Here is a 26,404-nt window from a genome sequence, read left to right as displayed (position 1 = left end):
CGGTGAACGAGATGCGTGAGCTCCGGGCGCGCATTGAGCGGCTGACGGCCGCGGCCGCCCTGATGGACGAGCTCGCCGCCGAGTGGAGCACGCGGAAGCACATCGGCAGGGCCGACGAGGGCAGGATCACCGCGACCGTCGATGCCGTGGGCACGCTGCTCGCCCTCGACATCCACCCGCTCAGCATGCGCAGGCTCGACGGCCGCGGACTCGCCGAAGCCGTCCTCAAGGCCGTACGGCGGGCCGAGGCGGCGGCGGAGGCGGCCAAGGAGGAGCTGATGCGCGGCGGGCTGGAGGCGGCGGGCCTGCCCCATGTGGCCGATCTCCTCGGCGACGCCCGCCGCGCCTTCGACGAACGGGCGTCACCTCACGGCACCCACCGGCCCTAACCCAAGACACCCCACGCGCCTCCGGAGAACGGGAGCCACCCCACGGCACCCACCGGCCCTAACCCAAGACACCCCACGCGCCTCCGGAGAACGGGAGCCACCCCACGGCACCTACCAGCCCTGGCCCAGGACACCCGCCGCGTCTTCGACGAGCGGGTGTCACTCCGCTTCCAGCCGAAGTCGCCGCCGCTCGAACCCCCTCCCCAGGGCCTCGTCAATCTCCTGATAGTCAGATCGTTGAAGAGTCATATCCTTGACTAACGGAGAGAAGGGAGCGGTTCATGGCCTTGCGGCACGCCGTCCTCGCGGCATTGCTCGACGGGGAGCTCAGCGGTTATCAGCTGGCCAAGGCGTTCGATGTCGGCGTGGCGAACTTCTGGCACGCCCTGCCCCAGCAGCTGTACGCCGAGCTGGCCAGGCTGGAGAAGGAGGGGCTGGTCGCGGGGCGGCGGGTGGTCCAGGAGACCCGGCCTGCCAAGCGCCTCTTCCACGTCACCGACGCCGGGCTCGCCGAGCTGGAGCGGTTCGCGGCCGACACGTCGAAGCCGTCGTTCATCCGCGACGATCTGCTCGTCAAGGTGCAGGCGGCCGACCACGTCGACGCCGAAGCGCTGATCCGGCAGGTCGAGGAGCGGGCCGCCATGGCTGAGGCCAAGATCGACCTGTTCCGGCGGATCCTGCGGAAGATGCGCGGCGACCTGGGCGAGGAGGAGTTCCTTCGCGTGGGCCGGCGCATAGGGCCATACCTGACCTGCCTGCGCGGCCTGGCCTTCGAGGAGGGAAACCGCGACTGGTGCCGGCGAACCGCCGCGATCCTCCGGGCCAGGAACGCGGCCGTCGCGGGCGAAGACACCCCGGCCGTGGCAGGCGAAGGGGCCGCACCGGCTTCTCGCCGTCCGGAGGTGGCCCGTGCCGACCGATGAGCGCCTGCGTTACGTCGCCCTCGGCGACAGCCAGACCGAAGGGCTCGGCGACGGCGATCCCGCCCACCCGCGGGGCTGGGCCGACCGGCTCGCCGAGCGGCTCACGGCCGTCGACCCGGAGGTCACCTATGCCAATCTCGCGGTGCGCGGGCGGCTCGCCGGGGAGGTGCGGGCGGAGCAGCTCGCGCCGGCCCTGGCCCTGCGCCCCCATCTGGTCACCGTCGTCGCGGGCGTCAACGACCTGATCAGGCCCCGCTTCGACGCCGCCGAGGTGGCCGGGCACCTGGAGGCGATGTTCGCCGCTCTCACGACGGCGGGCGCCCGCGTCGCGACCCTCACGTTCCCGGACGTCGGGAAGATCGCACCTATCGCCCGGCCGCTCCGCTCGCGGGTGTTCGACCTCAACGACCGCATCCGGGTGGCGGCGGCGCGGCACGGGGTCGTGGTCGCCGAAACGGCGGACCACGCCGTCTCCACCGACCCCCGGCTCTGGAGCGCCGACCGGCTCCACGCGAGTCCGCTCGGCCACGAGCGCATCGCCGCGGCCGTGGCCCACGCCCTCGGCCTGCCCGGCAGCGACGACGGCTGGACGCTGCCTCTGTATCCCCCGATCGATCCGGCCGGCTGGCGGGCCGTGGGCGCCGAGGTGCGCTGGGCGGGCACGTTCCTCGGCCCGTGGCTGGTGCGGCGCCTCCTCGGCAGGTCGTCCGGCGACGGCCGGACCGCCAAGCGCCCCGCCCTGCTGCCCGTACGGCCGACGGCGTGACCCACACGCCCCGCGAGACGGCCCACGACCGAGACGGCCCACGACAGGGGCGGCCCACGACAGGGACGGTCAGCCCGACAGGCCGCGCACCCAGGAGTACAGGTCGAGCACGCCCAGCGTGAGCGGCACCAGCGCGACGATGAGCAGCGCGTCGAGGATGTCGGCCGCCCGCCCCCAGAACGGCGAGGGCCTGCCCGCGGGCAGCCAGAGGCCGAGACCGAGCGCGAGCAGGGCCGTCCACAGCACCCCGATCGTCACGGCCACCTCGCCGACGGCGTCGGCGCCGGTGCCCACCGCGAACGCCAGGGTGGCGGCCCCGGCCACCGCCGTGAGGACCATCCACAGCCGCTGGGCGACCCCCGCGAAGACCCGCGCCCGCATGGCCAGCGCCAGCGCCAGCGTCGCCGCCGTGGTGTCGGCGACCCAGCCGCCGTGCCGTACGAGCAGCAGCTCGGCCGCCACGCCGGCGAGCGCGATCGCGATGACCATGCCGGTGGCGTACCGGTGAGCCTGCGCGGTCCGCTGGAGCACCAGCGGGCCGTCGATCCGCTGGTTGTCGCTGCGCAGCTCCTCGGCGCTGGTGGGCAGCGGCGGCAGCGGCACTCTGGCCATCCGGAACGACAGCGTGGGGATGAGGGGGCTCAGCGCCAGCAGGGCCGTGGCGACCACGGCCGCCGCCCCGGCGCCCGGTCCCCCGAAGACCATCACGCACGCGGCGCCCACGGCCCCGGCGACGGACGCCACCGCGACGCCGAGGAAGCCGGCCACGCCGTCGGCGATCAGCACGCCGCCGACCGTCGCCACCAGCGCGGTGTACGCGAGCCCGGCCAGCAGGTTCGGCGCCCCGAGGATCAGCACGGCGCCCGAGGCCCCGGGCGTGAACAGACCGGCGAGGAAGGCGTGCGGCAGCGCCGCGTAACCGACGAGCGCGCCTGCGGTGGGCTGGCCGACGGCCCTCGACACCACGGCCCCGGCGGCGACGAGGAGCACCGCGACTGCTCCGGCCACCCCCGCGGTGAGCCGCGGCGGGGCCGCCGCGAGGGCGAGGACGACGGCGCCGAGCGCGAGCAGCGCGGCGGCCACGCCCATGCCGAGCAGCCGCGTGTGCCGCGGCTCCCACCTGCCGCCGCCCTCCTTGGTGCCGGTGGCGACGACGTCGGCCACGTCGTCGAACACCGCGGGCGGCATGACCGCGTCGCGCGGGCGCAGGTAGAGGACCTCGCCGTCGAGGACGCCCAGCGCCCCCAGACTCTGGCCGAGGTCGAGCGGCGGCCCGCCGAGACGCTGGAGCACCCAGCCGGGGGCCGCGGCGGCCTCGCCGCCGACCTCGCCGACCGCCCGGAGCAGTCCGGGCATGACGTGCGGCAGCGGGATGTCCGACGGCAGCGCGAGGTCCGCCTTCTTGCGCGGGGCGACCACCGTGACGTGGCACAGGGGCGGCAGCGGCACGGTCGCCTGCGGCAACGCGCCCTGCTGGGCCGGGCCGTGCGGGCCCGGGCCGGGCTGAACCATGCCCTGCTGGACCACACCTTGCTGGACGTGGAGGGGGACCGGCGATGACACAGCGGGAATCCTCTCCCGGAGATCTCTCTGACAGCCCGAAAATATCGGCAAACCTGGTAGAAAAGTCAGTCAGATGAGCATTGTCGTGGTCTCGCGTCCCGAGCGCCGCCCGGGCCCCAAGCCGCCCCGTGGCGAGATCCTCCTGGAATCCCCGCCGGAGATTCCCGAGGTCCAGCCGCAGGGCCTGATGTCCATGCTCACGTACGTGCCGATGCTGGCCGGCGGCGCCGCGATGGCGCTGATGTTCACGGCGGGCGGCAACGGCAACCCCCTCATGTACGTGGCCAGCGGACTGTTCGCCGTCTCCATGGTCGGCATGAGCGTCGGCCAGCTCGGCCGCAACTCCGGTGAGCGCAGGAACCGGCTCAACGGGCTGCGCCGCGACTACTTCCGCTATCTGTCGCAGATCCGCAGGAAGGTCCGCAGGGCCGCCGTGCAGCAGCGGGAGGCGCTGGAGTGGAGCGGGCCGCCGCCCGACTCGCTGTGGTGGCTCGCGATGGGGCCGCGCCTGTGGGAGCGCAGGCCGCGCGACGACGACTTCGCGACCGTACGGCTCGGCACCGGCGTGCAGAAGCTGGCCATCCAGCTCGTCCCGCCGGACACCAAGCCGGTGGAGGACCTCGACGCCCTGTCGGCCGGGGCGCTGCGCCGGTTCGTCCGGGCGCACGCCACGGTCTCGGGGCTGCCCGTCGCGGTCGCCCTGCACTCCTTCGCGCGCATCCACCTCACCGGCGACCCCACCGCGATGCGCGAGCTGGTGCGTGCCATGATCGCGCAGCTCGTCGTCTTCCACTCCCCCGACGACATGCGGATCATGATCTGCGCGAGCAAGGAGTGGATGCCCCACTGGGAGTGGGTGAAGTGGCTGCCGCACGCCCTGCACCCGGAGCAGAACGACGCCGCGGGCCAGGTCAGGCTCATGGCGGAGAACCTCGGCCACCTCGACGCGCTGGTCGGGGAGGAGCTCAGGGAGCGGGCCAGGTTCCGTCCCGGCGCCTCCGCGGATGCCCTGCCGTACCACGTGGTGATCGTGGACGGCGGGCACGTGCCGCACGACAGCCAGCTCGGCTCCGACGCCATCCAGGGCGTGACCGTGATCGACCTGTCCGCGGTGACCGGGCCGGTGCCCGAGGCGATCACGCTCCGGCTGGACGTCCAGCCCGACGGCTTCCACATGGTCAAGATCGACCACACGGGACGGCGGTCGAGCAACCGGCTCGGCGACCCCGACCGGCTCGGTTATCCCCAGGCGGAGGGCCTGGCCCGGCAGCTCGCGCCGCTGCGCGCCTCCGCGGGCGCCCAGGGCGAGGCGCAGGACGTGCTCGGCGTCAACACCTCGCTCACCGACCTGCTCGGCGTGGGCGACCCCGTACGGCTCGATCCCGCGGTGATCTGGCAGCCCCGCGCCGGGCGCAACCGGCTGCGGGTGCCGATCGGCCTGGGCGCCGACGGGCGGATCGTCGAGCTCGACATCAAGGAGTCGGCGCAGGGCGGCATGGGGCCGCACGGCCTGGTCATCGGGGCGACCGGCTCCGGCAAGAGCGAGCTGCTGCGCACGCTCGTCCTCGGCCTGGCCATCACGCACTCCTCCGAGATCCTCAACTTCGTGCTGGTCGACTTCAAGGGCGGCGCGACGTTCCTCGGCCTGGAGTCCCTCTCGCACGTGTCGGCGGTCATCACCAACCTGGAGGACGAGCTGCCGCTCGTCGACCGCATGCACGACGCGCTGCACGGCGAGATGGTGCGTCGCCAGGAGCTGCTGCGGGCCGCGGGAAACTACGCCTCGCTGCGCGACTACGAGCGGGCCAGGGAGCAGGGCGCCGATCTCAAGCCGATGCCGACCCTGTTCGTCGTGATCGACGAGTTCAGCGAGCTGCTGACGGCCAAGCCGGAGTTCATCGACCTGTTCGTGATGATCGGACGGCTCGGCCGCTCGCTCGGCGTGCACCTCCTCCTGGCCTCCCAGCGCCTTGAGGAGGGCAGGCTGCGCGGCCTCGACACCCACCTGTCGTACCGGATCGGTCTGCGCACGTTCTCCGCCATGGAGAGCCGGGTCGTGCTCGGCGTCGCCGACGCGTACGAGCTGCCGCCCGCGCCGGGCAACGGCTACCTGAAGTACGACACGACGGGCATGACCCGGTTCAAGGCCGCCTACGTGTCCGGGCCGCACCACGCCGACCCCACGCGGTCCGCGTCCGGCGAGCCGGGCCGTCCGATGCGCGACGTGGTCGAGTACGGCACCGCCTTCGCGCCGGTCGAGGTGACCGAGACGCCCAAGGAGCTGGCACCCGCCGATGAGCAGGCCGGCCCGCGGCACAGCCTGCTCGACGTCGTCGTCGGCCGCCTCACCGGCCACGGCCCCCCAGCGCACCGGATCTGGCTGCCCCCGCTGGCCGAGCCGCCGACGCTGGCCCACCTGCTGCCGCCGCTGTCCGTCACCCCGCAACACGGCCTGACCACCGCGACCTGGGGCGGCCGGGGGATGCTCCACGCGGTCGTCGGCATCGTCGACCGGCCGTTCGAGCAGCGCCGCGACCCCTACTGGCTGGACCTGTCGGGCGGCGCGGGCCACGTCGGCGTCGCGGGCGGCACGCAGAGCGGCAAGAGCACCGTGCTGCGCACGCTGATCACGAGCATGGCCCTGATGCACACGCCGCGCGAGGTGCAGTTCTACTGCCTCGACTTCGGCGGCGGCTCCCTGGCCTCACTGGAGGGGCTGCCCCACGTGGGCGGCGTCGCGAGCCGCCTCGACGCCGACCGCGTGCGCCGTACGGTCGCCGAGATCTCCACGATCCTGGAGCGGCGCGAGGCGGACTTCGCCGAGCACGGCATCGAGTCGATCGCGGCCTACCGGCGGATGCGGGCCGAGTCCGGCCGCGACGGCGACGGCTGGGGCGACGTGTTCCTGGTCGTGGACGGCTGGCTGACGCTCAGGCAGGAGTTCGAGTCGCTCGAACCGGTCATCACCGACATCGCCGCACGTGGCCTCGGCTACGGCATCCACGTGGTGGCGGCCACCAACAAGTGGTCGGAGTTCCGGTCGAGCATCCGCGACCTGTTCGGCACGAGGGTCGAGCTCAAGCTCGGCGACGCGTACGAGTCCGAGGTGAACAGGAAGGCGTCGCTGGCGGTCCCCGAGGGCGTGCCGGGACGCGGCCTCACCAAGGAGGGGCTGCACTTCCTGTCCGCGCTGCCGCGCATCGACGGCGTGCAGAGCTCCGAAGACCTCGCGGCGGGCGTCCGCGGGCTCGTGCACGCGATCAGGGAGGCGTGGCAGGGGCCGCCCGCGCAGCCGATCCGGCTGCTGCCTCCGGTGCTGCCCGCGGCGTCGTTGCCGAGCCCCGAGGAGACCGGCCCGAAGATCCCCATCGGCATCGACGAGGCGACACTCTCGCCCGTGCTGCTCGACTTCGACGCCGACCCGCACTTCGTCGTCCTGGGCGACACCGAGAGCGGCAAGTCGAACCTGCTGCGGCTGATCGCCGAGGGCCTGGTGGCCAGGCGGGAGCCGCACGAGGCGATGATGATCGTCGTCGACTACCGCAGGTCGCTGCTCGACTCGGCCGCGACCGCCCACCGCATCGGCTACGCGGCGTCGAGCACCGCCGCCGCCGAGCTGGTCAACGACGTACGCGGCGCTCTGCTCAAGCGGCTTCCTCCGGCCGACCTCACGCCCGAGCAGCTCCGGACGCGGAGCTGGTGGCAGGGCTCGGACGTCTACATCGTGGTGGACGACTACGACCTGGTCGCCACCTCGTCCAACCCGCTGCTGCCTCTGGTGGACCTGCTGCCGCAGGCGCGGGACATCGGGCTCCACCTGGTGTTGTCGCGCCAGATGGGCGGCGCCGGCCGGGCCATGTACGACCCGGTCATCCAGAAGCTGAAGGACATGGCCAGCCCCGCCGTCATCCTCTCCGGCAACAAGGACGAGGGCTACCTGTTCGGCAACGTCCGGGCGCATCCGCTGCCACCCGGCCGGGGCTACCACGTGGACAGGAGGTTCGGGGCGCGGCTCGCCCAGACCGCGTTCCTGCCTCCTCCGGACGGTGAGTGACGGACGGAAAGGAGCAGCACGTGACCGGTTTCGACATCCACTTCCAGGCGCTCGAAAGCTGCCGTACGGCGGTCCGCAAGGCCTGGGGCCAGTACGAGAGCCTGCACGGCGGCCTGCCCGAGACGCCCGGCGCCCGCGCGGCCGACTTCGGGCACGTGGACGGCGCGGCGGCGCTGGCCGCGGCCGTCGACACGGCCTACTCCGCGCTGACCTCCGAGGCGGCCGACGCGAGGACCAAGCTGAAAGGCGTCGAGCGGGCGCTGGAGACCGTGCAGGACAACGTCCGTACGGCCAACGAGGCCACGTCCACCTCGATGCGGGCATGAGTGGCGTCGCCGACCTGCCGGGGGGTGCGGAGCTGGCCTCCATGTTGCGGAAGGTGAGCGGCGATCCCGGCGCGATCCGCGACATCGCCGGGAAGTGGCGCGGCGCGGCCGGCAACGCGCAGGACTACGCGGGCGGGGTGAGCCGCGCCGTACGCACCGTGGACGCCGCGTGGCAGGGCCGCTCCGCCGACGCCTTCGTCACGTACATGAACAGGTACGGCAAGGCGGCCGACGGCCTCCACGACGCCCTGGTCGCGTGCGCGGGCGCGCTGGAGAAGGTCGCCACCGCCCTGGAGAGCGCCAAGTCGAAGATCGACGGCATCTGTGGTGACGTGGTCGCCGAGGCGGCCACCTACCGCAGCCGGCACCAGGACGCCACCGACGAGGAGCTGGACAGCGGGCTGCGGGCCATCGTCTCCCGGGGCGTCGAGGACGCCCGGCCCCATCTGGAGCAGGTGAACACGGCCGTCGGCGACGCCACCAAGACGCTGGGCGACCGCCTCGGCGGCGACTACCGGGACGGCGCGCTCACCTTCGCCAAGATCCCCGACCCGGGCAAGCAGGAGTTCGTGCCCCGGCACGGGCACACCGTCGACTGGCAGCGCACCCCCGGCTACACGGGCGCCTCCGGTGACCCGCGCCCGACGCTCGCCTCGTACAACCCGACGAACCTGAGCGGCGCGAACGGCACGGGCGGCGGCTTCGGCGGCTACGGCCCCAGCGGCCCGCCGCCGGCCGGCGGCGGGCCCGCGCCCACGGGACAGGTCAAGGACTGGATCGACCAGGCCATCGCGATCCTCAGGGCCCAGGGCTACCCCGCCGACAAGATGAACCGGGACGACATCTGGATGATCATCCGGCACGAGTCGGGCGGCAACCCTCACGCGATCAACAACTGGGACTCGAACGCGGCCGCCGGAACCCCGTCGAAGGGCCTGATGCAGACCATCGACCCGACGTTCGACCGCTGGTCGCTGCCCGGGCACAAGGACATCTGGAACCCGGTGGACAACATCATCGCGGGCGTCCGCTACGCCATCGCGCGCTACGGGTCGGTCTCGGCCGTCCCCGGCGTGGTGGGCATGAAGACCGGCACCGGATATCGCGGATACTGACCCGGCAGCCCCTATCTGAACGACGTGCTTTCGCGGCGGCGGGGAAGGGCGGCCGTTCAGGCGGCGGGAAAGTCGGTGGCGGGCGCGGTGAGCGCGGCGGCCTCGACGTTCGCCCGCAGGGCCTCGACCTTGGCCGTGGCGTAGGAGTGGGCGTCGGATCCGAGCAGCAGCCGCAACGGGCCCTTCCCGGTCACGACCCGGTCGATGATCGCACGGGCGCCCTTGACCGGGTCGCCGAGCTGGCCGCCCTGGAGCTTGAGGTGATCGCGCACCATCTCGCGGATGCCCGGGTAGTGCGCGGTCGTCTCGGCGGGCAGGGCGAGCGAGTCCTCGGTGAGGAACTCGGTGCGGAAGTAGCCGGGCTCCACGATCGTGACCCCGATGCCGAAGTCCGCCACCTCGGCGGCGAGGGCCTCGCTCAGCCCTTCCAACGCGAACTTCCCGGCGCAGTAGAGCGCCCAGCCCGGCACGGCGGTCAGGCCGAGGATCGAGGACACGTTGACGATGTGGCCCCCGCGCCGCTCGCGGAGGACGGGCAGGGCGGCGCGCAGCACGTTCCACACGCCCACGACCTGGACGTCGAGCATGTCGCGGACCTCACGGTCGCCGGTCTCCTCCACCGCGGCCAGGAAGCCGTAGCCCGCGTTGTTCACGACGACGTCCAGGCCGCCCAAGCGTTCGGTGGCCTCCTGGACGGCCCACGCGACCTCCGCCTCGTCGCGCAGGTCGACGGTGAGCGAGAAGGCGCGAGACGTCGGTCTCGTCGCCGAGCGCGGCGAGCAGCCGCTCGGACGACCGGGTCGTCGCGGCGACGCGGTCACCGCGATCGAGCAGCTGCTTGACCAGTCGAGGCCCAGGCCCCGGGAGGTGCCGGTCACGAACCATACGGCCGGTCGGCTAGCGGGAAAGCTCATGATCATCCTCTGCGGGTAGGAGGCGGTGCTTGCCGGATTCGGCGGTGGCGCCGGCCCGGAGGTCCCGGAGACCGGCACAGCACCAGCATCGGTCGCCTCGACCCGCTGCGGAGGCCCATATCACGCCCTGTGCGACCGCGCACCGGGCAACCTAGGAGTAATAGGACCAGGCAGGATTCGAACGGCAAGAGAGACACTGGAGGGCATGGCAGAGACCAACCGCGAACTCGCCGACTTCCTGCGACGCGCCCGGAGCCAGGTGGACCCGTCACGGGCCGGTCTACCCCCCGACGGCCGCGTCCGGCGGGTCCCCGGCCTGCGTCGCGAGGAGGTCGCCTTCCTGGCCGGAGTCTCGGCCGACTACTACGCCCGCCTCGAACAGGGCCGGCGCATCACCCCGTCGCCGTCGGTCGTCGAGGCCATCGGCCGCGCCCTCGGCCTCGACGACGCGGGACGCGTGCATCTGCACGACCTCACCGGCGTGACCACGATGCCCGTACGGCGGCGCACCCGCGGCGTCCAGCGCGTACGCCCCGGGCTCTACCAGCTCCTCGACGCCTTCGACGGCGAGCCCGCCCTCGTACTCGGCCGCCGCACCGACGTGCTCGCCGCCAACCGGATGGCGAAGGCGCTGTTCGCCGACTTCGAACGGATGCCGCCCCGGCAGCGCAACTACGCGCGGTGGATGTTCCTCGACGACGCCGCCCGATCGCTGTTCGTCGACTGGGAGGTCCAGGCGCGGGCCGCGGTCGAGAGCCTGCGGCTCGACGCCGGTCGCGACCCGGACGACCATGCCACCGCCGCCCTCATCGCCGAGCTGCGCGAGCACAGCCGCCAGTTCGCCCACTGGTGGGAGCAGCACCGCGTCCACCAGCGCACCCACGGCTCCAAGCGGCTGCGCCACCCGCTCGTCGGTGAGCTGACCGTCGAGTTCGAGACGCTCTGCCTGCCCGGTGACCCCGACGTGACGCTCTTCCTCTACACCGCGGAAGCCGGCTCGTGCTCGAAACTCGCCCTGGACCTTCTCGCGAGCTGGACCCTCTCCGGCCCGGGCGCCGACGCCGCCTCACCATACGACCTGCGTACCGGCACCGACGACCGTGCCCGCTGATGTCACTTCCGGTGGCCCGCCGACTTCTCGGCGAAGAGGACGAACGTCAGGACGGCGGCGAGCACGAGAGCGCACACCGTGACGATCAACCCGGGCCGCAGAGAATCGGTGAAAGCGCCCGCGACACCGCGTGCGATCGTGGCGCCCATCGCCCCGGCGCCCGCCGGCGCGTGGCCGCCGTGCGCGACCGCGCTCTCGACCTGGGCGGCGACACCGGAGGGCACTCCGGCCCCGGCCAGACGCTCGGGAAGCACCGCCGAGAAGTGCGCGGTCAGGATGGTGCCCAGCACGCTGGCGCCCAGCACGTTTCCGAGCTGGCGGAACATGTTCACGGACGCGCTGGCCATGCCTGCGGCTTCGTGGGGGACGCTGGAGATGGAGGCGGCGGTGCTCGGTGCCAGCACGAAGCCGGCACCGAGACCGAACAGCACCATTCCGGGCCACACCCAGGCGTAGGAGTCGTCCGGCGGCGACGCCATGAGCAGCGCCGTCCCGGCCGCCGCGATGACGAGCCCGGCCGTGAGCATCGATCGGGTGCCGAATCGGCGGATCAGGCGTCCCGCCACCGCGCTGACGGCCACATAGACGGCGAACATCGGCAGCAGGCGCCATCCGGTGTCCAGGGCCGACGCGTGCTGGACGCGCTGGAAATACAGCACCATCAGCAGGGGCACCCCGCCGAATCCGAACATCATCACCAGGGCCACGCCCATGACGGTGCTGAACGACGCCGAACGGAACAGCGTCAGGTTGAGCATCGGGTCCGCGCTGCGAAGTTCCACACGGACAAACAGGACAAGGGTGACGAGGAAGACGAGGAACGCGACCAGGATGCGCGTATCGCCGTACCCGACGTGCCCGCCCTCGATCACGCCGTACGTCAGGGCCAGCAGGGACACGGTGGTCAGCACGAGGCCGGGGATGTCGATACGACGGCCGAGGTGACGGCTGTTCTTCACCAGGATCGGCGTGACGGCCAGGACGACCAGCGACATCGCGGCGTTGACGAGGAACACGCTGTGCCAGGAGAAGTGGTTGAGCAGCACGCCGGCCACCAGAGGACCTCCGGCCAGGCCGACGCCCGAGCAGCCCGCCCAGATGCTGATCGCCTCGGTGCGCTTGCGGGGGTCCGGGAAGATGTGGCTGACGATGGTCAGGCTGTTGGGCAGGATCATCGCGCCGCCGACGCCCATCACCGCCTCGGCGGCGATCAGCGTCCCGCCGTCGCCCGCGCCGAACGCGACAAGACTGCCCACGCCCATGACGACGGTGCCGATGAGGAAGACGGTGCGCCGGCCGGCGAGATCGCCGAGAGTGCCGGCGGACAGCGTCAGACCTGCCACCGCCAGGGTGTACGCGCTGCTGACCCATACCAGGGTCGTGGTGGACGTATGCAGTCCCGACTGGATGAAGCCGAGAGACCCGATCGTCGCGGTGATGTTGATGAAGGTCATCATCATCCCGAGGCAGGCCGCGGCCAGCGCGAGCCACGGCCGCCCGGTCCCAATCCCGGTCCCAATCCCAGTCGTGGTCCCAACCGCGGTCCCGGTCGCGGTCGCGGTTCCGGTCGCGGTCGCGGTTCCGGTCGCGGTCGCGGTTCCGGTCGTGGTCCCGGTCGTGGCCGGCGCCGACGGCGGTAGCTCCGTTGCGCCCGTGAGCGCGGTTCCCTCGTGTGACTTCTGGGATGGGTCCTGTGATTCGGACGAATCCCCCCTGAGTTGCGTCATAGAACGCACGCTAATGCTGGTCAGTTCTATTACGCAACTTGTAGTCTTGGGTGTGTGGAACGCAAAAGCTTCGCCGACATGCACTGCTCGGTGGCCCAGTGCCTTGAGGTGGTCGGTGAGTGGTGGACGATGCTGATCGTGCGTGACGCCTTCCTGGGCGTCACCCGGTTCGACGAGTTCCAGCAGCGCCTGGGCATCTCCCGCAACATCCTCAACCAGCGGCTCGGCCACCTGATCGAGCACGGCGTCATGCGGAAGGTCCCCTACAGTGACCGTCCGGCGCGATACGAGTACCGCCTCACGGACAAGGGCCGTGACCTGTGGGGGGTGGTCACCGCCATGAGGCAGTGGGGGGACCGGCACGCCGCCCCCGACGGGCCGCCGCTCCAGATGGTGCACAAGGGCTGCGGGGAGACGGTCGAGGCGACCATGACCTGCTCCCACTGCGGAGAGTCCATCGGGGCAGGGGACACGCGGGCCGTCGCCGGACCCGGGGACTTCGACAACCTGCTGCAGGTCAACGGCTCAGCGTGACGAGCGAGCCGCGCGAGCTCGTCCCGGGCGCAGCGATCCGGGCACGGTGATCCAGGCAGGGCGGCACGGTCCCGAGCCGGCCGGAGGCGCGGCCTGATCCCGGCCTGAGATCGAGCCGGGATCGCCTCCCCAGAGTGGCACCGGCAGAGCCGCGCAGACGGGCCGCGCAGATGGAAGGCCGGGCGGATGTCCGCCCGGCCTTCGTGTGAACCGGTCAGCCGGCTGTCAGCCGGCTGTCGGCCGGAAGTGCCAGCCGGGGGTGCCAGTCGCAGTGCGGCTGTGGTGCCGGTCGCAGCGTCAGCGGCAGTTGTCCCAGTCGCCGCCGGCGCTGGACGCGCCGACGCTGCCGGAATACCTGACGCACTTGCCCTTGGCCTGCAGCTTCACCGGGCCGGCGTAGTACTTGTAGTTACCGCTGTCGGTCTTGGAACCGCCGCCCTGGACTTCCAGCGTCGCGGAGACCGGAGTCTCCTTGCCGACGTCGGCCGTCTTGATCGTGACGACGCAGTTCTCCCCCGTGCCGGGGTTGTACAGCTGATAGACGGTGCCCCCCGCCAGGGCGCTGCTGCGCTGGACGGAGAAGCCCGGACCGCAGGCCTGGGTGGGGCCGAAGGGGTTCCGGACCGGCGCCGCGGTCGTCGGCTCCGGAGTCGGAGTGGTGGGCCTGGGGGCCACCGTCGTGGGCTTCGCCGTCGGAGTGGGCTTGGGCGCCACCGTAGTCGGCTTCACCGTCGGAGTGGGCTTGGGCGCCACCGTGGTCGGGGTCGGGGTCGGGGTCGGGGTCGGGGTCGGGGTGCTCGGCTGCGCGGACGCCGTCGGCTCCCCGGTGGGCTTCCGGGCGTGCCTCCGCCCGGGCCTCTCGGTCGGTACCCAGGAGGGAACCCAGCTGGGCCTCTCGACGGGCTTCTCGGTGGGCCCCTCTGTTGGCCCCTCGGTCGGCCCCTCGGTCGGCGCGGTGGGCCGCGGGCTCGGCACCTGCTCCTGCTGCTCCGTGGGCACCGGGCTCGGCGACTGCGTGGGCGGGGGCTCGGGAGTCGGCTGCGTCGGCACCGGGCTCGGCAGCGCGGTGACCGTGGCGGTGGTCGTCACCCGGGCCGTCGGCTGCGTCGTCGACCAGGTCGGCTGCTGCGGCGGCGGGACCACCGGCTGGCTCGGCATCGGCACGAGCGGGCCGGGGGTCGGCGCCGACGTGAGCTCCGGCGTCACCGGAGAGTCCGTCGGCCACTCGCTCGGCAGCACCAGCGGCTGCACCGGCGAGTCGGGGTCGTCGGACGACAGCGCCCACGGCACCGTCACCTGCGGCGCCGCCGTCGGGGCCGATCCGCTGCCCCCGGTCGCGCCTCCCGCCGTGGTGCCGCCGCCTCCCGTGGTCCCTCCGCCGCCCGCGTTTCCACCGTCCGCGAGCGCACGTCCGCCGTTCCCGTGCCCGCCCGCGGAGCCCTCCGCGGCGGCAGGTGACAACTGGACCTGGGAGTAGTGACCGGCGCCCCACAGCCCCACTCCGGAGAGCAGGACCACGGCGCCGACCGCCGCTGCGAGCCCGACCGGGAACGGCCTGCGCTTGGCCGTCTCGACCTGGCCCTGGGTGGTCGGCGGCCCCCACGTCTGCTGCTGGGGCTGCTCCTGCGGCATGGCGGGCGGCTGCCAAGAGGCGGTGGACGCCTGCTGAGGGACGGGCGGCGGGCCCCAGGTCTGCCCAGGCACCGGGGCCTGAGGAACAGGAGCCTGCTGCGGAACCGGCCCCTGCTGGGGAGCAGGCGCCGGCGGAACGGGGACTCCCCCGACCGCCGGCTGCGGGGGCAGCACGACCGTCGCGCCGGGGGCCGGCGCCGGTTGTGCCCCTGCGGCGCCGCCGAGCAGTTGCAGCATCGCGGTGTACGCGGTGGGCCGCTGCCCCGGCTCCTTGGCGAGCGCGGGCAGCACGACCTGGCGCAACCGTTCGTCCAGGCCGCCGAGGTCGGGCTGCGCGTTGAGCACGGCCTGCGGCTCCTGCGGGAACGGCGGACGTCCGGTCGCGGCGAAGACCACCGTGGCGGCCCAGGCGAACATGTCCGCGTACGCGTCGTAGCGCTCGCCCCTGATCTGCTCCGGAGCCCGGTAGGCGAGCTCGCCCACCGGTGGGCCGACCGCGACGTCGGTCAGCTTGACGCCGTCGTCCGCGACGATGACGTTGTGCGGGGTGAGCGAACCATGCACGAGGTCGGCGAGGTGCACGGCCGTCAGCGCGGTGAGCACGCCCACCGCGACGCGTTCGAGCGCCTCCCCCGAGAGCGGGCCCTCGGCCGCCACGACGGCGGCCAGGCTGCGTCCCTCGACGTGTTCCCTGACGACGTAGGGTCGATCCCCGAATAGGCCCGCCGTGATGGTGCGGGCCACATATGAGCTGGACACACGCGTGGCCACAGTGAGCCGGTCGAGGACGGCCTGCCCCGAACCCGGCTCCGCGGCCAAGAGCTTGATCACCCGCACAGGGGCGTCGTCGCCGGTCTCCTTGCCGACATAGACGTCGCCGCGGGGCCCCTCGTCCAGCCGTCCCTGGATGGCGTACTCGCCTATCTGCTCGGGATCACCCGGCCGTAAAGGGTGCATCTCAGTCCTTTCTGGAAGTGACCTGATAAGGATCATTCAACCAAGAGGACATGGGGCAAAGCATCAGTTTCCGGCAGGCACAAAACATTGAAACGTCAATTACCCAAAGCCGAAGAGTCAACCTTCACGGCCGGGACGCCACCTTCTCCGTCTGCCCATCGGCACGAACACCCGTACGGCCACGATCAGCCCCACCGCGCACAACGCCGCCGCCGCGATCGTCAGCGCCAGGTCGATCGCCTCCTGGTCCACCGGAGCCGGTTTGCTCACCGCGTCCTGCGACAAGGGGGCAGGCGCCGGCGGCGCGATGACGGGGGCGCCGCCGACCTCCATCGGCAGGATCGCGGTGACGGCAAGCATCGGGTTGACCATCCCGGCTCCCGTGCCCGTCCCCAGTCCGCCGTCCGCCGTGGCGGTGATGCGCCCGCGCACCTGCTCCTGGTTCAGCTCCGGATGGCGGGCACGCACCAGCGCCGCCACCCCCGCGACGTACGGCGTGGCGAAGCTCGTGCCTTCGAGCCCGCTCATGTACGACCGCCCTGGCCAGGTGGAGGTGATGTCCTGGCCCGGACCCAGGACGGAGACGGGAGTGACCGTGTTGGAGAAGTCGGCACGCCGGCCGTCCGGGGTGGCCGACCCCACGGCGAGCACATCCGGATACGCGGCGGGATAGGAGGCCTCCGGCGTGCCGTCCTCCGCGGTCGTGTTGCCGGCCGCCGCCACGATCACCGCGTCCTTGCCGACCGCGTACGCGACGGCCTGCCTGAGCTTCGGATCGTCGCGGGCGTCGATCGACACGTTGATCACGTCGGCGCCGAAGTCGGCCGCGTCCACGATGGCCCTGGCCAGCGTGTCCGGGTCGCCGCGCTCCTCGTTCGTCTGCTTGAGCGAGATCAGCCGTACGCCGGGCGCGACCCCATGGAAGGGGACGCCCTTCAGATACTGGGCGGCGATGATCCCGGCGACCGCCGTGCCGTGCCCGACGCAGTCACGGTGGCCCGTGCCGGTGTAGTCCACCTCTTTGGCCACCCGGATCTGCGGGTGCGTCAGGTCCACGCCGCTGTCGATGATCGCGACCGTGACGCCCTCGCCCCTGGTGAGCGGCCACACCCGCTTGGGGTCGAGCCTGCGCTGCGCCCACGGCTCGGCCACCTGCATGCTGCCCTTGCGCGGCGCGCACCGAGCCGGCGCGACGCGCGCCTCGGCGGGCGGCGCGGGCGGCGCCACGAGAAGCAGAGCCAGCACGGTCGCCAGAAGGCCGGGTCCCCGCATAAGCGATCAGCCTAACGAACCCGACCGGTGGTGCCACTTCACAATATGCCGCTTCAACCCGGACATACCGGCGATGGGGCAGGGAAGTGCAGGGAGACGAGGCACGGCGGCGATCCCACTCAGTAAGGGGCCGGACGCCGTCCAGAGCCGGCAGGTGCATAAAATCCACCACAGCTCATAACCCAGGGGGCCCGAGGGAAGGATGCACGCGGTGCACAAGGTCCTGATCGCCAATCGCGGTGAGATCGCCGTACGGATCGCCCGGGCCTGCGCAGACGCCGGGCTGTCCAGCGTCGCGGTCTACGCGGACCAGGATCTGGACGCGCTGCACGTGCGGGTGGCCGACGAGGCGCACGCACTCGGCGGGCAGAGCCCGGCCGAGACCTACCTCGACATCGACAAACTCCTTTCCGTCGCCCGGAAGACCGGCGCGGACGCCGTCCATCCCGGATATGGCTTCCTCGCCGAGAACGCCGGCTTCGCCCAGGCCGTGCTCGACGCCGGCCTGATCTGGATCGGCCCGCCGCCGGCGGCGATCACCGCGCTGGGCGACAAGGTCCAGGCCCGGCACATCGCGCAGCGCGTGGGCGCCCCGCTCGTGGCCGGAACCCCCGATCCCGTCTCCGGGGTGGACGAGGTCGTCGCCTTCGCGCGGCAGCACGGCCTGCCGATCGCCATCAAGGCGGCGTTCGGCGGCGGCGGGCGCGGGCTCAAGGTGGCCCGCACCATGGAGGAGATCCCCGACCTGTACGAGTCGGCCGTGCGCGAGGCCGTCACCGCCTTCGGGCGCGGCGAGTGCTTCGTCGAGCGCTACCTCGACAAGCCCCGGCACGTCGAGACCCAGTGCCTGGCCGACTCCCACGGCAACGTCGTCGTGGTCTCCACCCGCGACTGCTCCCTCCAGCGCCGCCACCAGAAGCTGGTGGAGGAGGCCCCGGCCCCGTTCCTGACCGGCGAGCAGCTCGAACTCCTCTACTCCTCTTCCAAGGCGATCCTGCGCGAGGCGGGCTACGTCGGCGCGGGCACGTGCGAGTTCCTCGTCGGCCAGGACGGCACGATCTCCTTCCTCGAGGTCAACACCCGGCTGCAGGTCGAGCACCCGGTCAGCGAGGAGGTCGCGGGCATCGATCTGGTGCGCGAGATGTTCCGCATCGCCGACGGCGAGGCCCTGGGCTACGACGACCCGGAGCTGCGCGGCCACTCCATCGAGTTCCGGATCAACGCCGAAGACGCGGGCCGGGGCTTCCTGCCCGCGCCGGGAACGATCACCTCGATGCGCGTCCCGTCCGGCCCCGGCGTACGGCTGGACGCGGGGTACGAGGCCGGGATGAGCGTGCCGCAGGCGTTCGACTCGCTCGTGGCCAAGCTGATCGTCACCGGCGCGACGCGTAAGCAGGCGCTGGAGCGGTCGCGCCGGGCCCTGGCCGAGTTCGAGATCGGCGGAATGCCGACCGTGGTGCCGTTCCACCGGGCCGTGGTGAACGACCCCGCCTTCACCGGCGAGCCGTTCTCCGTGCACACCCGGTGGATCGAGACCGAGTTCGACAACACGATCACGCCGTACGAGGGTGCCGTGGAGGCGGCCGAGCCCGCCGAGCGTGAACGGATCACCGTCGAGGTCGGCGGCAAGCGCCTGGAGGTCGTCCTGCCCGCCGGGCTGGGCCCGTCTGGATCGGGCTCCTGGGGATCGGGGTCGGGCGCGACCGGCTCCGGCCCGGCCAGGAAGGCCGCGCCTCGGCGGTCCGGCGGCGGTGCCAAGAAGGCCGCGGCGAGCGGCGACTCCCTCGTCAGCCCGATGCAGGGCACGATCGTGAAGGTCGTCGTCGCCGACGGCGACGCCGTCGAGCCCGGCGACACGATCGTCGTCCTGGAAGCCATGAAGATGGAGCAGCCGCTGACCGCACACAAGGGCGGCACGATCACCGGCCTCGCGGCCGCCGTCGGCCAGACGGTCACCGCCGGGGCGGTCCTCTGCGAGATCAAGGACGCCTGAGCCGCCGGCCCTGAAGGCCGGCGGTCTCCCCTGGCGGGGGCTCACCGAGGGTGATCTTGGTGCCCCGCCGACAGCGATCTCATCGGGCGAACGCGGTCACGGCGGACGGTTCGGCGGCCGACGCCGCCGTCATTCACCGGCAAGAAGACGCATGCCGGCAGCCGGGTGCGGAACGATAGGTTTTTGTGGAGGAACCATCACGCCCTGCCGTTCGTCCTGTAGGGCGAAGGAGGCTTGAAGCCGTGACCATGAAGACACCGCTCGGCCGGGTGGGGGCCGCCCTTGCGGCGCTGCTCGCCGGACTCATCACTCTGCTCGCTCTCGCGCCGTCCGCCATGGCGGCTGCTCCCCCGGACCCCGCCACGGTCCTGTCGTCCTGGAAGAACGCCAAAGACCCGCTGTTCGTCCAGAGTGGGTCTCCGCTCTCGTCGAGTCAGCAGAGCGAGATCCGCCAGGCGCTGAAGGACTCGAAGTCCAAGATCTACGTGGTCGCCATGCCCGACGGCACCGTGAGCACGAGCCAGGTGAGCACCTACATCCCGCAGTTGCTGTCCGAGCTCGACAAGGCGGGCCGGTCGAGCGCGACCGTGGCCCTCCTCGACGGCAACAGCCTCTTCGCGGGGTCGACCGAGCTGCCCAGGAACGCTCCGGGCGTGCTGGCCCGGCTGTCCACCAGCGCCAACAACGACGTGGTCACCGGCATGAAGGACTTCATCAACCGGGTGAACCTGGTGCGCGAGGGCGACGTCAATGGTGCCCGTGCCAAGGGCAGCACGGTCGGCGGCGGTGGCGGTTCGGGTGTGCTGCTGGGCATTCTGGGCATCGCGGTTGTCGGAGGTGCCGGTTTGTGGATCGTCGGACGCCGCAACAAGCGCAAGCGCGAGGAGCGCGAGGCCGCCGAGCTCGCCGCCGTCAAGCAGACGGTCGAGGAGGACGTCACGAAGTTCGGTGAGGAGATCACCGCGCTCGACATGGACGTCAGGATGCTCCCGCAGAGCGAGACGACCACCGACTGGCAGCGGGCCCTCGACTCCTACGAGCGGGCCAAGGTCGAGCTCGCCGCGATCAAGCGCCCGGAGGACCTGCGCACGGTGACCTCCACGCTGGAGGACGGCCGCTACGCGCTGGCCTGCGTCAAGGCGCGCGTGAACAACCAGCCGCTGCCCGAGCGGCTGCCCCCGTGCTTCTTCAACCCGCAGCACGGCCCGTCGGTGCGCAACGTCCGGTGGGCGCCCCCCGGCGGCGCGGTGCGCGACGTCCCCGCCTGCGCGGCGGACGCCGAGGCGGTGGAGCGCGGCTTCGACCCGCAGATGCGCGAGGTCATGGTGGACGGCCAGCGCAGGCCCTACTGGGACGCCGGTCCCGCCTACCAGCCCTACGCGTACGGCTACTACGGCGGCTTCGGCGGCGGCGACCTGCTGACCGGCATGCTCGTCGGCACCATGCTCGGCAACGCGTTCGGCGGCTGGGGCCACGGCGGATACGGCGCCGGGTACGACTCCGGCTACGCCGCGGGCGTGGAGGCCGGCGGCGGCGACTGGGGCGGTGGCGGCTTCGGCGGCGGCGACTGGGGTGGCGGCGGCGGTGGCGATTGGGGCGGCGGCGACTTCGGCGGAGGGGACTTCGGCGGCGGCGACTGGTAACGCCTCAGCGCCTCCGGCACAGCGTGGCTTCCGGCACGGCGCAGAAGCACCGCAGCGCTCCCAGCCACCGCAGAAGCGTGTGAGCGCCACCGCGACGGACACGGAAGCGCCCGGGCACCTCTGTGTCGGCACATCTCCTCAGCGCCTCCGGCACAGCACCCGAGCGCTTTCGATGGCGCAGAAGCGCTTGAGCGCTTGCGGTGGACACAGACGAGGGGCGGACCTGATGGTCCGCCCCTTCGTCGTATGCGGGCTCGGCCGGGTGGTGCACCATCCCGGGAAATACCGGGATGATGGCCGGTCAGCGGATTGCAAGTGGGATTAAAGACCGCGTGGGAGACTCGGGAGCGTTCCCCCCAGGAGGCCCCCCGTGCGTCGCTTCACCCCCCTGCCCGCCGCCGCGCTGCCCTTGTCACGGTTCTCGTCGCGGTCCCTGTCGCGGCTCCTGTCGCTCACGTTGCTCGCGTCTGTGTCACTCGCGTTCGTGGCACTCCCCGCGACCGCCGTGCACGCGGCCTCCGCTCCCTGCAAGCCGGGCAGCGGCGTCAAGCTTCGCGGCAAGGACCTCACCAGCGCCACGCTTCCGTACGCCATGCGGTGCGCCGACCTGACCGGCGCGAAGCTCGACGGGGTGGACCTCACGGGCAAGGACCTCACCGGAGCCATCCTGCGCAAGGCCTCGCTGAAGGAGGCCGATCTCGGTCAGGCGCGTCTCGACTATGCCGACCTGCGCGGCGCCGACTTCAGCGAGGCCGACCTGGGCCAGATGCAGGCCAAGCAGGCGAACCTGCGCGGGGCGATCCTCACCGACGCGGACGCCGTACAGGCCGAGTTTCCGCACTCCGACCTGACCGGCGCGGTCCTCACCCGGGCCGTGCTCACCCAGGCCAACCTCACCGACGCGAAACTCGTGGACGCCGACCTGAAGGACGCCACGCTCGGGCAGATCAAGGGCCGTACGGCCGACTTCACCCGGGCCAAGCTCGGCGAGGCCAAGCTCGGCCAGGCCCACCTGGAGCACGCCGTGCTGCGGGACGCCGACCTGTCCGAGGCCGAGTTCACCCAGGCCGAGCTCGACGGCGCGGACTTCCACGGGGCGAACGTCGACAAGGCCTCCTTCACCCAGGCCGACGACGTGAACCTGACCGGGGCGAAGGGCACGCCGAAGGACCTGCCGGACGACGCCGTCGCACCCGGCTCCGCCGGGGAGGAACCGGTCGATGACGCCTCGCCGTCCACCTGGGACCAGGACGTGCCCCCGAACGCCGTACGCCCGAAGGGCCCGTCGCCCGCGCTCATCCTCGTCATCGTGTCCGGTCTCGGCCTGAGCCTGACGCTGATCATGTGGGGCGTCGCACACCGGCGCAGGGAGCGTTTCGTGGCCGAGATGGCGGTGGCCCGGCACGCCGCCGAGGAGGACGTGACCCGCTTCGGCGAGGAGATCGACGCCCTCGACTTCGAGATGAAGATCAACCAGGTCAGCGGGCCCACGCACGAGTGGCGGGCGGCGCTCGACGCGTACGAGGCGGCCAAGCAGGCGTTGCACGTCGCCCAGACGCCGTACGACCTGCAGGCGGCGGCCATGGCCATCGGGCGGGGGCGGCAGGCCCTGCATGAGGTCAGGTCACGGCTGTCCGCCACGGGCGGCAGCCACTGACCTCGGCAGGTTCACGAGCGGCTCACGGACGGCACCCGCTGACCACGGCAGGTTCACGAACACCTCACGGGCGGCACCCGCTGACCACGGCGCCGTCACGGGCGGCCCTGGCCGAAGACGGCGTCGCGGGCGATCGAGAGGGCGGTGGAGACCGCGCCCCGCAGCACGGGGTTGTCCGGGATGCCGCTCACGCGGACGTGTACGGGCACGGGCGAGACCTCGGCCAGCCGCTCGGTGACCAGGGCCGCCAGCGGCTCGCCGCCCGCCATGCTGGTGGCGCCGCCGAGGACGACGAGGCCGGGGTCGAGCACGGCCACGAGCGTGAAAGCGGCCGTCGTGACCCGGTCCGCCAGGGCCGGGAGGTCCAGTCCGCGTACGGCATCGGTGCCCAGCAGGGCGCACACCTCGATGTCGAGCCGGCCGAGGAAGCCGATCTCCCCGGCTCCTCCGGAGGCTCCCCGGCGGAGCCTGCCGTCCAGCACGACGGCCGCGCCGACGCCGTCGTCCAGCCAGAGCAGGACGAAGTCGTCCCGCCCGGCGGCCGCGCCGGTGGCGTGCTCGGCGACGGCGGCCAGGTTGACCTCGTTCTCCACGGTGACCGGCGCGTCGACCAGTGTGCGCAGGGCCGGGAGAAGCCCGGGCCGCCACGCGGGCTCGACGTTCCCGGCCGCGAGGTCTCCGGTCTGCGGATCGACCATCCCGGGCGCGCCGATGACGACGGCGTGCAGCGGGCGTGAGCCGGCCGCCTCGGTGAGCGCCTCCGCGACCAGCCCGGGGAGGTTCTCCCCCACGGGCCGCGTCGCCGTGCCCACGGTGGCGCCGGTGATGTCGGCGACCGTGACGTGGACCACGTCGCGCCGCACGTCCACCCCGCCCACGAAGGCCCGGTCGGCGACGATCCCGTAGAGGCGGGCGTTGGGACCGCGCCGGTCGCCGCCGCTCTCCCCGGTGACCCGGATCAGCCCGTTGACCTGCAGGCGTTCGATCAGGTCCGACACGGTCGGGCGGGACAGGCCGGTGAGCGCGCGAAGCTGGGGCGCCGTCAGCGGGCCCCGTTCCAGGAGCAGATCGAGCGCGAGCCGGTCGTTGATGGCCCGCGCGAGCTGGGGTGTCGCGGTCTTCACGGAAAAACCTCTTTTTATCAGGAACCCTGCCTGTTAATTTAGCCGTATGCGAGACAGACATCAACGGGCCACCGCCCTCGTCTTCGCCGTTCACGGCGCGGTGGCGGGCACCATCGCCACCCGCATGCCCTGGCTTCAGGACCACTTCGGCCTGGGCACGGCCGCTCTCGGGCTCGTCCTGCTCTGCCCGCCGATCGGCTCGTTCCTCACGATGCCGGTGACGGCCCGGCTGGCCTACCGGTTCGGGCCCAGGGCGACGACCCGGGTCCTGCTCGCCCTGTGGTGCGCCTCCCTGGCCCTCCCCGTGCTGGCGCCGGGCCCGCTGTGGCTGGTCCCCGTGTTCCTCACGTCCGGCGCCGCCGCCGGGATGTCCGACCTGGCCATGAACGCCCAGGGCGTGCTCGTCGAACGGCGGCTGGGCAGGTCGGTCATGTCCGGCCTGCACGGCATGTGGAGCGTCGGCAACCTGGCCGGCGCGGGCATCGGGGCCGTGGCGGCGCAGTCGGGCCTGGACGCGCGGGCGCACCTCGCCCTCATGGCGGCGGCGCTGGTCGTCCTGGGCGTGGTGGGCAGCCGCGCGCTCCTCGACGACGAGCCCGCGCCGGACGAGAAGCCGCCGAAGCGATTCGCGCTGCCGCCGAGGGCCGTCCTGCTGATCGGCCTGATCGGCTTCTTCGGCACCTTCGCCGAGCGGGCCAGCGGCCAGTGGGCGGCGATCTACCTCACGAACGTCGCGGGGGCGGGCGCGGGCCTCGCCGCGACCGGCTACGCCGTGTTCACCGCGTGCATGGTCACCGTGCGGCTCGGCGGAGACTTCGTGGTGCGCAGGCTCGGGCCGGTCCTGACCGTACGCGCCGGGGCGGTCACCGCCGTGATCGGTGGGGTGATCGTGGTCGCGTTCCGCACGCCCGCGCCGGTGATCGTGGGGTTCGCGTTGTTCGGCGCCGGTCTCGCCGTCGTCGTCCCGCTGGTGTTCGCGGCGGCGGGCCAGGTCGCCCGTACGCCTGCGGAGGGCGTCGCGGGGGTCGCCACGATCACCTGGATGTCGGGGCTCGTGGCACCCTCCGTCATCGGCTGGCTGGCGGCCACGTTCGCCTTCCCGTTCGCCTTCGCCCTGGTGACGTGCATGGTCGGGGCGATGATCCGGCCGGCGCGCGCGCTGCGCCCGCGCCCTGCCGCCGCCCGCGTCCCCGAGGGCGCGGCATGCGCCGACTGATCCGGCCTCGACAGAGGTCAGATGCCGGCGGTCTGCGGGGACATGAGACGGCGGGCCGCCTCGGTGATCGAGCCCGACAGCGACGGATAGACGGCGAAGGTGTGGGCGAGCTGGTCCACGGTCAGGCGGTGCTGCACGGCCACCGACACGGCCAGGATCAGCTCCGACGCCCGGGGCGCGACCACCACGCCGCCGAGCACGATGCCGGTGTTCGGGCGGCAGAACAGCTTCACGAAACCGTCGTTGAAGCCCTGCATCTTGGCCCGGGCGTTGGTGGCCAGCGGCAGCTTGACGACGTTCGCCTCGATCTCGCCCGCCTCGATCTGCCGCTGCGACACGCCCACGGCGGCGATCTCCGGGTCGGTGAAGATGTTGGCGGCGACGGTGGCCAGCCGGATCGGCTGCACGGCCTCGCCGAGCGCGTGCCAGACCGCGATCCTGCCCTGCATGGCGGCGACGGAGGCGAGCATCAGGACGCCGGTGCAGTCTCCCGCGGCGTACACGCCGGGCGCGGAGGTCCGCGACACCTTGTCGACCTCGATGAAGCCGTTGCGGTCGAGCCGCACGCCGTTGTCCTCGAGCCCGAGCCCGGAGGTGTTGGGCACCATGCCTACGGTCATGAGGCAGTGGCTGCCCTCGGCCGTACGGCCGTCCTCCAGGGTCACGACGACGCCGTGCTCGGTGCGCTTGACCGAGGCGGCGCGCGAACGGCCCATGACGTTCATGCCGCGGCGCCGGTAGACCCCTTCGAGCACCTCGGCCGCGTCGGCGTCCTCGTTGGGCATCATCCGGTCGCGCGAGGAGACCAGCGTGACCTCCGACCCGAGCGACCGGTAGGCGCCGGCGAACTCGGCGCCGGTGACGCCGGAGCCGACCACGATCAGGTGCTCGGGCAGCTCCTCCAGGTCGTACAGCTGGCGCCAGCTCAGGATGCGCTCGCCGTCGGGCTCGGCCCCGGGCAGCACGCGCGGGTGGGCGCCGGTCGCCACGATGACCACGTCGGCCCGGATCGTACGGTCCCCCGCGCGCACCACCTGGGGATCGACCAGCCGGCCCCGGGCGCGGATGACCTCGACGCCCTCGGCGGCCAGCCGGGCGGCGATGTCGTTCGACTGGGCGAGCGCGAGCTCCTTGACGCGCTTGTTCACGTCGATCATGTCCACGTGGACGCCGCCGGTCTCGTGGCCGGAGCCGCCGTCGAATCGGACACCCAGCGACGACGCGTCGAGAAGCGCCTGCTTGCGGACGGAGGAGGCGATCAGGGTCTTGGACGGCACGCAGTCGGTGAGCACGCACGCCCCGCCGGGGCCTTCCTCCTCCACGACGGTGACCTGAGCGCCCAGTTGCGCGGCGACCAGAGCCGCCTCGTATCCGCCGGGGCCGCCACCGATGATCACGATCCTTGTCACGTGCTCCATTGTCCCGCATCCTGATTACGTATTCCCGGCGAGGTACGCGTAACGGGCCGACTACGCGGATTTTCTCGCC

19 protein-coding genes are annotated in these 26,404 nt (G+C 72.4%); 12 read left to right on the top strand and 7 right to left on the bottom strand.

Translation table 11 applies throughout. The features are described from left to right. Positions 1-11: 11 nt before the first annotated feature. The 3 genes from OHB01_RS16920 to OHB01_RS16910 all read left to right on the top strand — a co-directional run bounded on the left by OHB01_RS16920 (position 12) and on the right by OHB01_RS16910 (position 2,078). Complete coding sequence (locus OHB01_RS16920; protein WP_261985968.1) at positions 12-389, top strand: YbaB/EbfC family nucleoid-associated protein; 378 nt, start codon at positions 12-14, stop codon at positions 387-389. A gap of 281 nt (positions 390-670) precedes the next feature. Beyond that, complete coding sequence (locus OHB01_RS16915) at positions 671-1,312, top strand: PadR family transcriptional regulator (RefSeq protein WP_142646510.1); 642 nt, start codon at positions 671-673, stop codon at positions 1,310-1,312. Then, positions 1,299-2,078 (top strand): SGNH/GDSL hydrolase family protein, encoded by a 780-nt coding sequence (locus OHB01_RS16910; RefSeq protein ID WP_142646512.1) that lies wholly within the window; start codon positions 1,299-1,301, stop codon positions 2,076-2,078. Before OHB01_RS16915 ends, OHB01_RS16910 begins: the two co-directional genes overlap by 14 nt. Before the next feature lie 69 nt (positions 2,079-2,147). Here OHB01_RS16910 and eccD read toward each other — a convergent pair whose 3' ends face one another. After that, a complete protein-coding gene (gene eccD / locus OHB01_RS16905) occupies positions 2,148-3,641 on the bottom strand; it encodes a type VII secretion integral membrane protein EccD (protein WP_260617167.1) in 1,494 nt (497 codons plus the stop codon). A gap of 73 nt (positions 3,642-3,714) precedes the next feature. Between eccD and eccCa the strand changes: the two genes are divergently transcribed. Genes eccCa through OHB01_RS16890 form a run of 3 tightly spaced genes read left to right on the top strand, consistent with a single transcriptional unit; the run spans position 3,715 to position 9,136 of the window. After that, the gene (eccCa, locus tag OHB01_RS16900; RefSeq protein WP_142646514.1) at positions 3,715-7,695 is read left to right on the top strand and encodes a type VII secretion protein EccCa; all 3,981 of its coding nucleotides are present in this window, start codon (positions 3,715-3,717) and stop codon (positions 7,693-7,695) included. Between the two features lie 20 nt (positions 7,696-7,715). After that, positions 7,716-8,021, top strand: a complete 306-nt coding sequence (locus OHB01_RS16895) for a hypothetical protein (RefSeq protein WP_328855629.1) — start codon at positions 7,716-7,718, stop codon at positions 8,019-8,021. Further along, positions 8,018-9,136, top strand: a complete 1,119-nt coding sequence (locus tag OHB01_RS16890; protein WP_147944743.1) for a WXG100 family type VII secretion target — start codon at positions 8,018-8,020, stop codon at positions 9,134-9,136. The genes OHB01_RS16895 and OHB01_RS16890 overlap by 4 nt, the downstream gene beginning before the upstream one ends. A 56-nt stretch (positions 9,137-9,192) precedes the next feature. Here the strand turns inward: OHB01_RS16890 and OHB01_RS16885 are convergent, their stop codons facing one another. Further along, positions 9,193-10,050, bottom strand: a complete 858-nt coding sequence (locus OHB01_RS16885) for an SDR family NAD(P)-dependent oxidoreductase (RefSeq protein ID WP_328855628.1) — start codon at positions 10,048-10,050, stop codon at positions 9,193-9,195. A gap of 205 nt (positions 10,051-10,255) precedes the next feature. Here OHB01_RS16885 and OHB01_RS16880 point away from each other — a divergent pair, with 205 nt between their 5' ends. Beyond that, a complete protein-coding gene (locus OHB01_RS16880) occupies positions 10,256-11,161 on the top strand; it encodes a helix-turn-helix transcriptional regulator (RefSeq protein WP_147944741.1) in 906 nt (301 codons plus the stop codon). 2 nt (positions 11,162-11,163) lie between these two features. Here OHB01_RS16880 and OHB01_RS16875 read toward each other — a convergent pair whose 3' ends face one another. After that, positions 11,164-12,621: an MFS transporter gene (locus OHB01_RS16875; protein ID WP_328855627.1), complete on the bottom strand. Its 1,458-nt coding sequence runs from the start codon at positions 12,619-12,621 to the stop codon at positions 11,164-11,166. 321 nt (positions 12,622-12,942) lie between these two features. Here OHB01_RS16875 and OHB01_RS16870 point away from each other — a divergent pair, with 321 nt between their 5' ends. Continuing rightward, positions 12,943-13,422 carry a helix-turn-helix domain-containing protein gene (locus tag OHB01_RS16870; RefSeq protein ID WP_328855626.1) on the top strand — a complete coding sequence of 160 codons (480 nt, stop codon included), beginning with the start codon at positions 12,943-12,945 and terminating at the stop codon, positions 13,420-13,422. A gap of 297 nt (positions 13,423-13,719) precedes the next feature. Here the strand turns inward: OHB01_RS16870 and OHB01_RS16865 are convergent, their stop codons facing one another. Next, a complete protein-coding gene (locus OHB01_RS16865) occupies positions 13,720-16,011 on the bottom strand; it encodes a serine/threonine-protein kinase (protein WP_328855625.1) in 2,292 nt (763 codons plus the stop codon). Between the two features lie 117 nt (positions 16,012-16,128). Then, entirely contained in the window at positions 16,129-17,283 is a 1,155-nt protein-coding gene (mycP, locus tag OHB01_RS16860; protein ID WP_142646528.1) for a type VII secretion-associated serine protease mycosin, read from the bottom strand. Between the two features lie 211 nt (positions 17,284-17,494). On the opposite strand from mycP, the gene OHB01_RS16855 reads away from it, so the two are divergent. The 3 genes from OHB01_RS16855 (at position 17,495) to OHB01_RS16845 (ending at position 22,576) form a co-directional block, all read left to right on the top strand. After that, on the top strand, positions 17,495-19,276 hold the full coding sequence (locus OHB01_RS16855) for an acetyl/propionyl/methylcrotonyl-CoA carboxylase subunit alpha (RefSeq protein ID WP_328708328.1): 1,782 nt from the start codon (positions 17,495-17,497) through the stop codon (positions 19,274-19,276). 248 nt (positions 19,277-19,524) lie between these two features. Next, positions 19,525-20,919, top strand: a complete 1,395-nt coding sequence (locus tag OHB01_RS16850) for a hypothetical protein (RefSeq protein ID WP_260617172.1) — start codon at positions 19,525-19,527, stop codon at positions 20,917-20,919. A 370-nt stretch (positions 20,920-21,289) separates the two neighbouring features. After that, positions 21,290-22,576, top strand: coding sequence for a pentapeptide repeat-containing protein (locus OHB01_RS16845; protein WP_328855624.1), 1,287 nt, complete (start codon positions 21,290-21,292; stop codon positions 22,574-22,576). 95 nt (positions 22,577-22,671) lie between these two features. Here OHB01_RS16845 and OHB01_RS16840 read toward each other — a convergent pair whose 3' ends face one another. After that, complete coding sequence (locus OHB01_RS16840; protein WP_142646536.1) at positions 22,672-23,700, bottom strand: ROK family transcriptional regulator; 1,029 nt, start codon at positions 23,698-23,700, stop codon at positions 22,672-22,674. Between the two features lie 46 nt (positions 23,701-23,746). On the opposite strand from OHB01_RS16840, the gene OHB01_RS16835 reads away from it, so the two are divergent. Next, the gene (locus OHB01_RS16835; protein ID WP_147945377.1) at positions 23,747-24,916 is read left to right on the top strand and encodes an MFS transporter; all 1,170 of its coding nucleotides are present in this window, start codon (positions 23,747-23,749) and stop codon (positions 24,914-24,916) included. 17 nt (positions 24,917-24,933) lie between these two features. On the opposite strand, the gene OHB01_RS16830 is transcribed toward OHB01_RS16835, so the two are convergent. Continuing rightward, a complete protein-coding gene (locus tag OHB01_RS16830) occupies positions 24,934-26,325 on the bottom strand; it encodes an NAD(P)H-quinone dehydrogenase (RefSeq protein ID WP_142646540.1) in 1,392 nt (463 codons plus the stop codon). Positions 26,326-26,404: the final 79 nt, after the last annotated feature.

This window comes from Microbispora hainanensis, from assembly GCF_036186745.1.
Taxonomy (GTDB): Bacteria; Actinomycetota; Actinomycetes; order Streptosporangiales; family Streptosporangiaceae; genus Microbispora.
Note: the sequence above shows the minus strand (reverse complement) of the source record. Positions and strands in the feature narration are given on the sequence as shown.

Bases quoted from the DNA above. Each gene is read 5' to 3' on its own strand.
- OHB01_RS16915 (WP_142646510.1), top strand. From the start codon at position 671: ATGGCCTTGCGGCACGCCGTCCTCGCGGCATTGCTCGACGGGGAGCTC.
- OHB01_RS16835 (WP_147945377.1), top strand. From the start codon at position 23,747: ATGCGAGACAGACATCAACGGGCCACCGCCCTCGTCTTCGCCGTTCAC.
- OHB01_RS16850 (WP_260617172.1), top strand. From the start codon at position 19,525: ATGAAGACACCGCTCGGCCGGGTGGGGGCCGCCCTTGCGGCGCTGCTC.
- OHB01_RS16880 (WP_147944741.1), top strand. From the start codon at position 10,256: ATGGCAGAGACCAACCGCGAACTCGCCGACTTCCTGCGACGCGCCCGG.
- OHB01_RS16875 (WP_328855627.1), bottom strand. From the start codon at position 12,621: ATGATGATGACCTTCATCAACATCACCGCGACGATCGGGTCTCTCGGC.
- mycP (WP_142646528.1), bottom strand. From the start codon at position 17,283: ATGCGGGGACCCGGCCTTCTGGCGACCGTGCTGGCTCTGCTTCTCGTG.
- OHB01_RS16890 (WP_147944743.1), top strand. From the start codon at position 8,018: ATGAGTGGCGTCGCCGACCTGCCGGGGGGTGCGGAGCTGGCCTCCATG.
- OHB01_RS16920 (WP_261985968.1), top strand. From the start codon at position 12: ATGCGTGAGCTCCGGGCGCGCATTGAGCGGCTGACGGCCGCGGCCGCC.
- OHB01_RS16865 (WP_328855625.1), bottom strand. From the start codon at position 16,011: ATGCACCCTTTACGGCCGGGTGATCCCGAGCAGATAGGCGAGTACGCC.
- eccCa (WP_142646514.1), top strand. From the start codon at position 3,715: ATGAGCATTGTCGTGGTCTCGCGTCCCGAGCGCCGCCCGGGCCCCAAG.
- OHB01_RS16885 (WP_328855628.1), bottom strand. From the start codon at position 10,050: ATGAGCTTTCCCGCTAGCCGACCGGCCGTATGGTTCGTGACCGGCACC.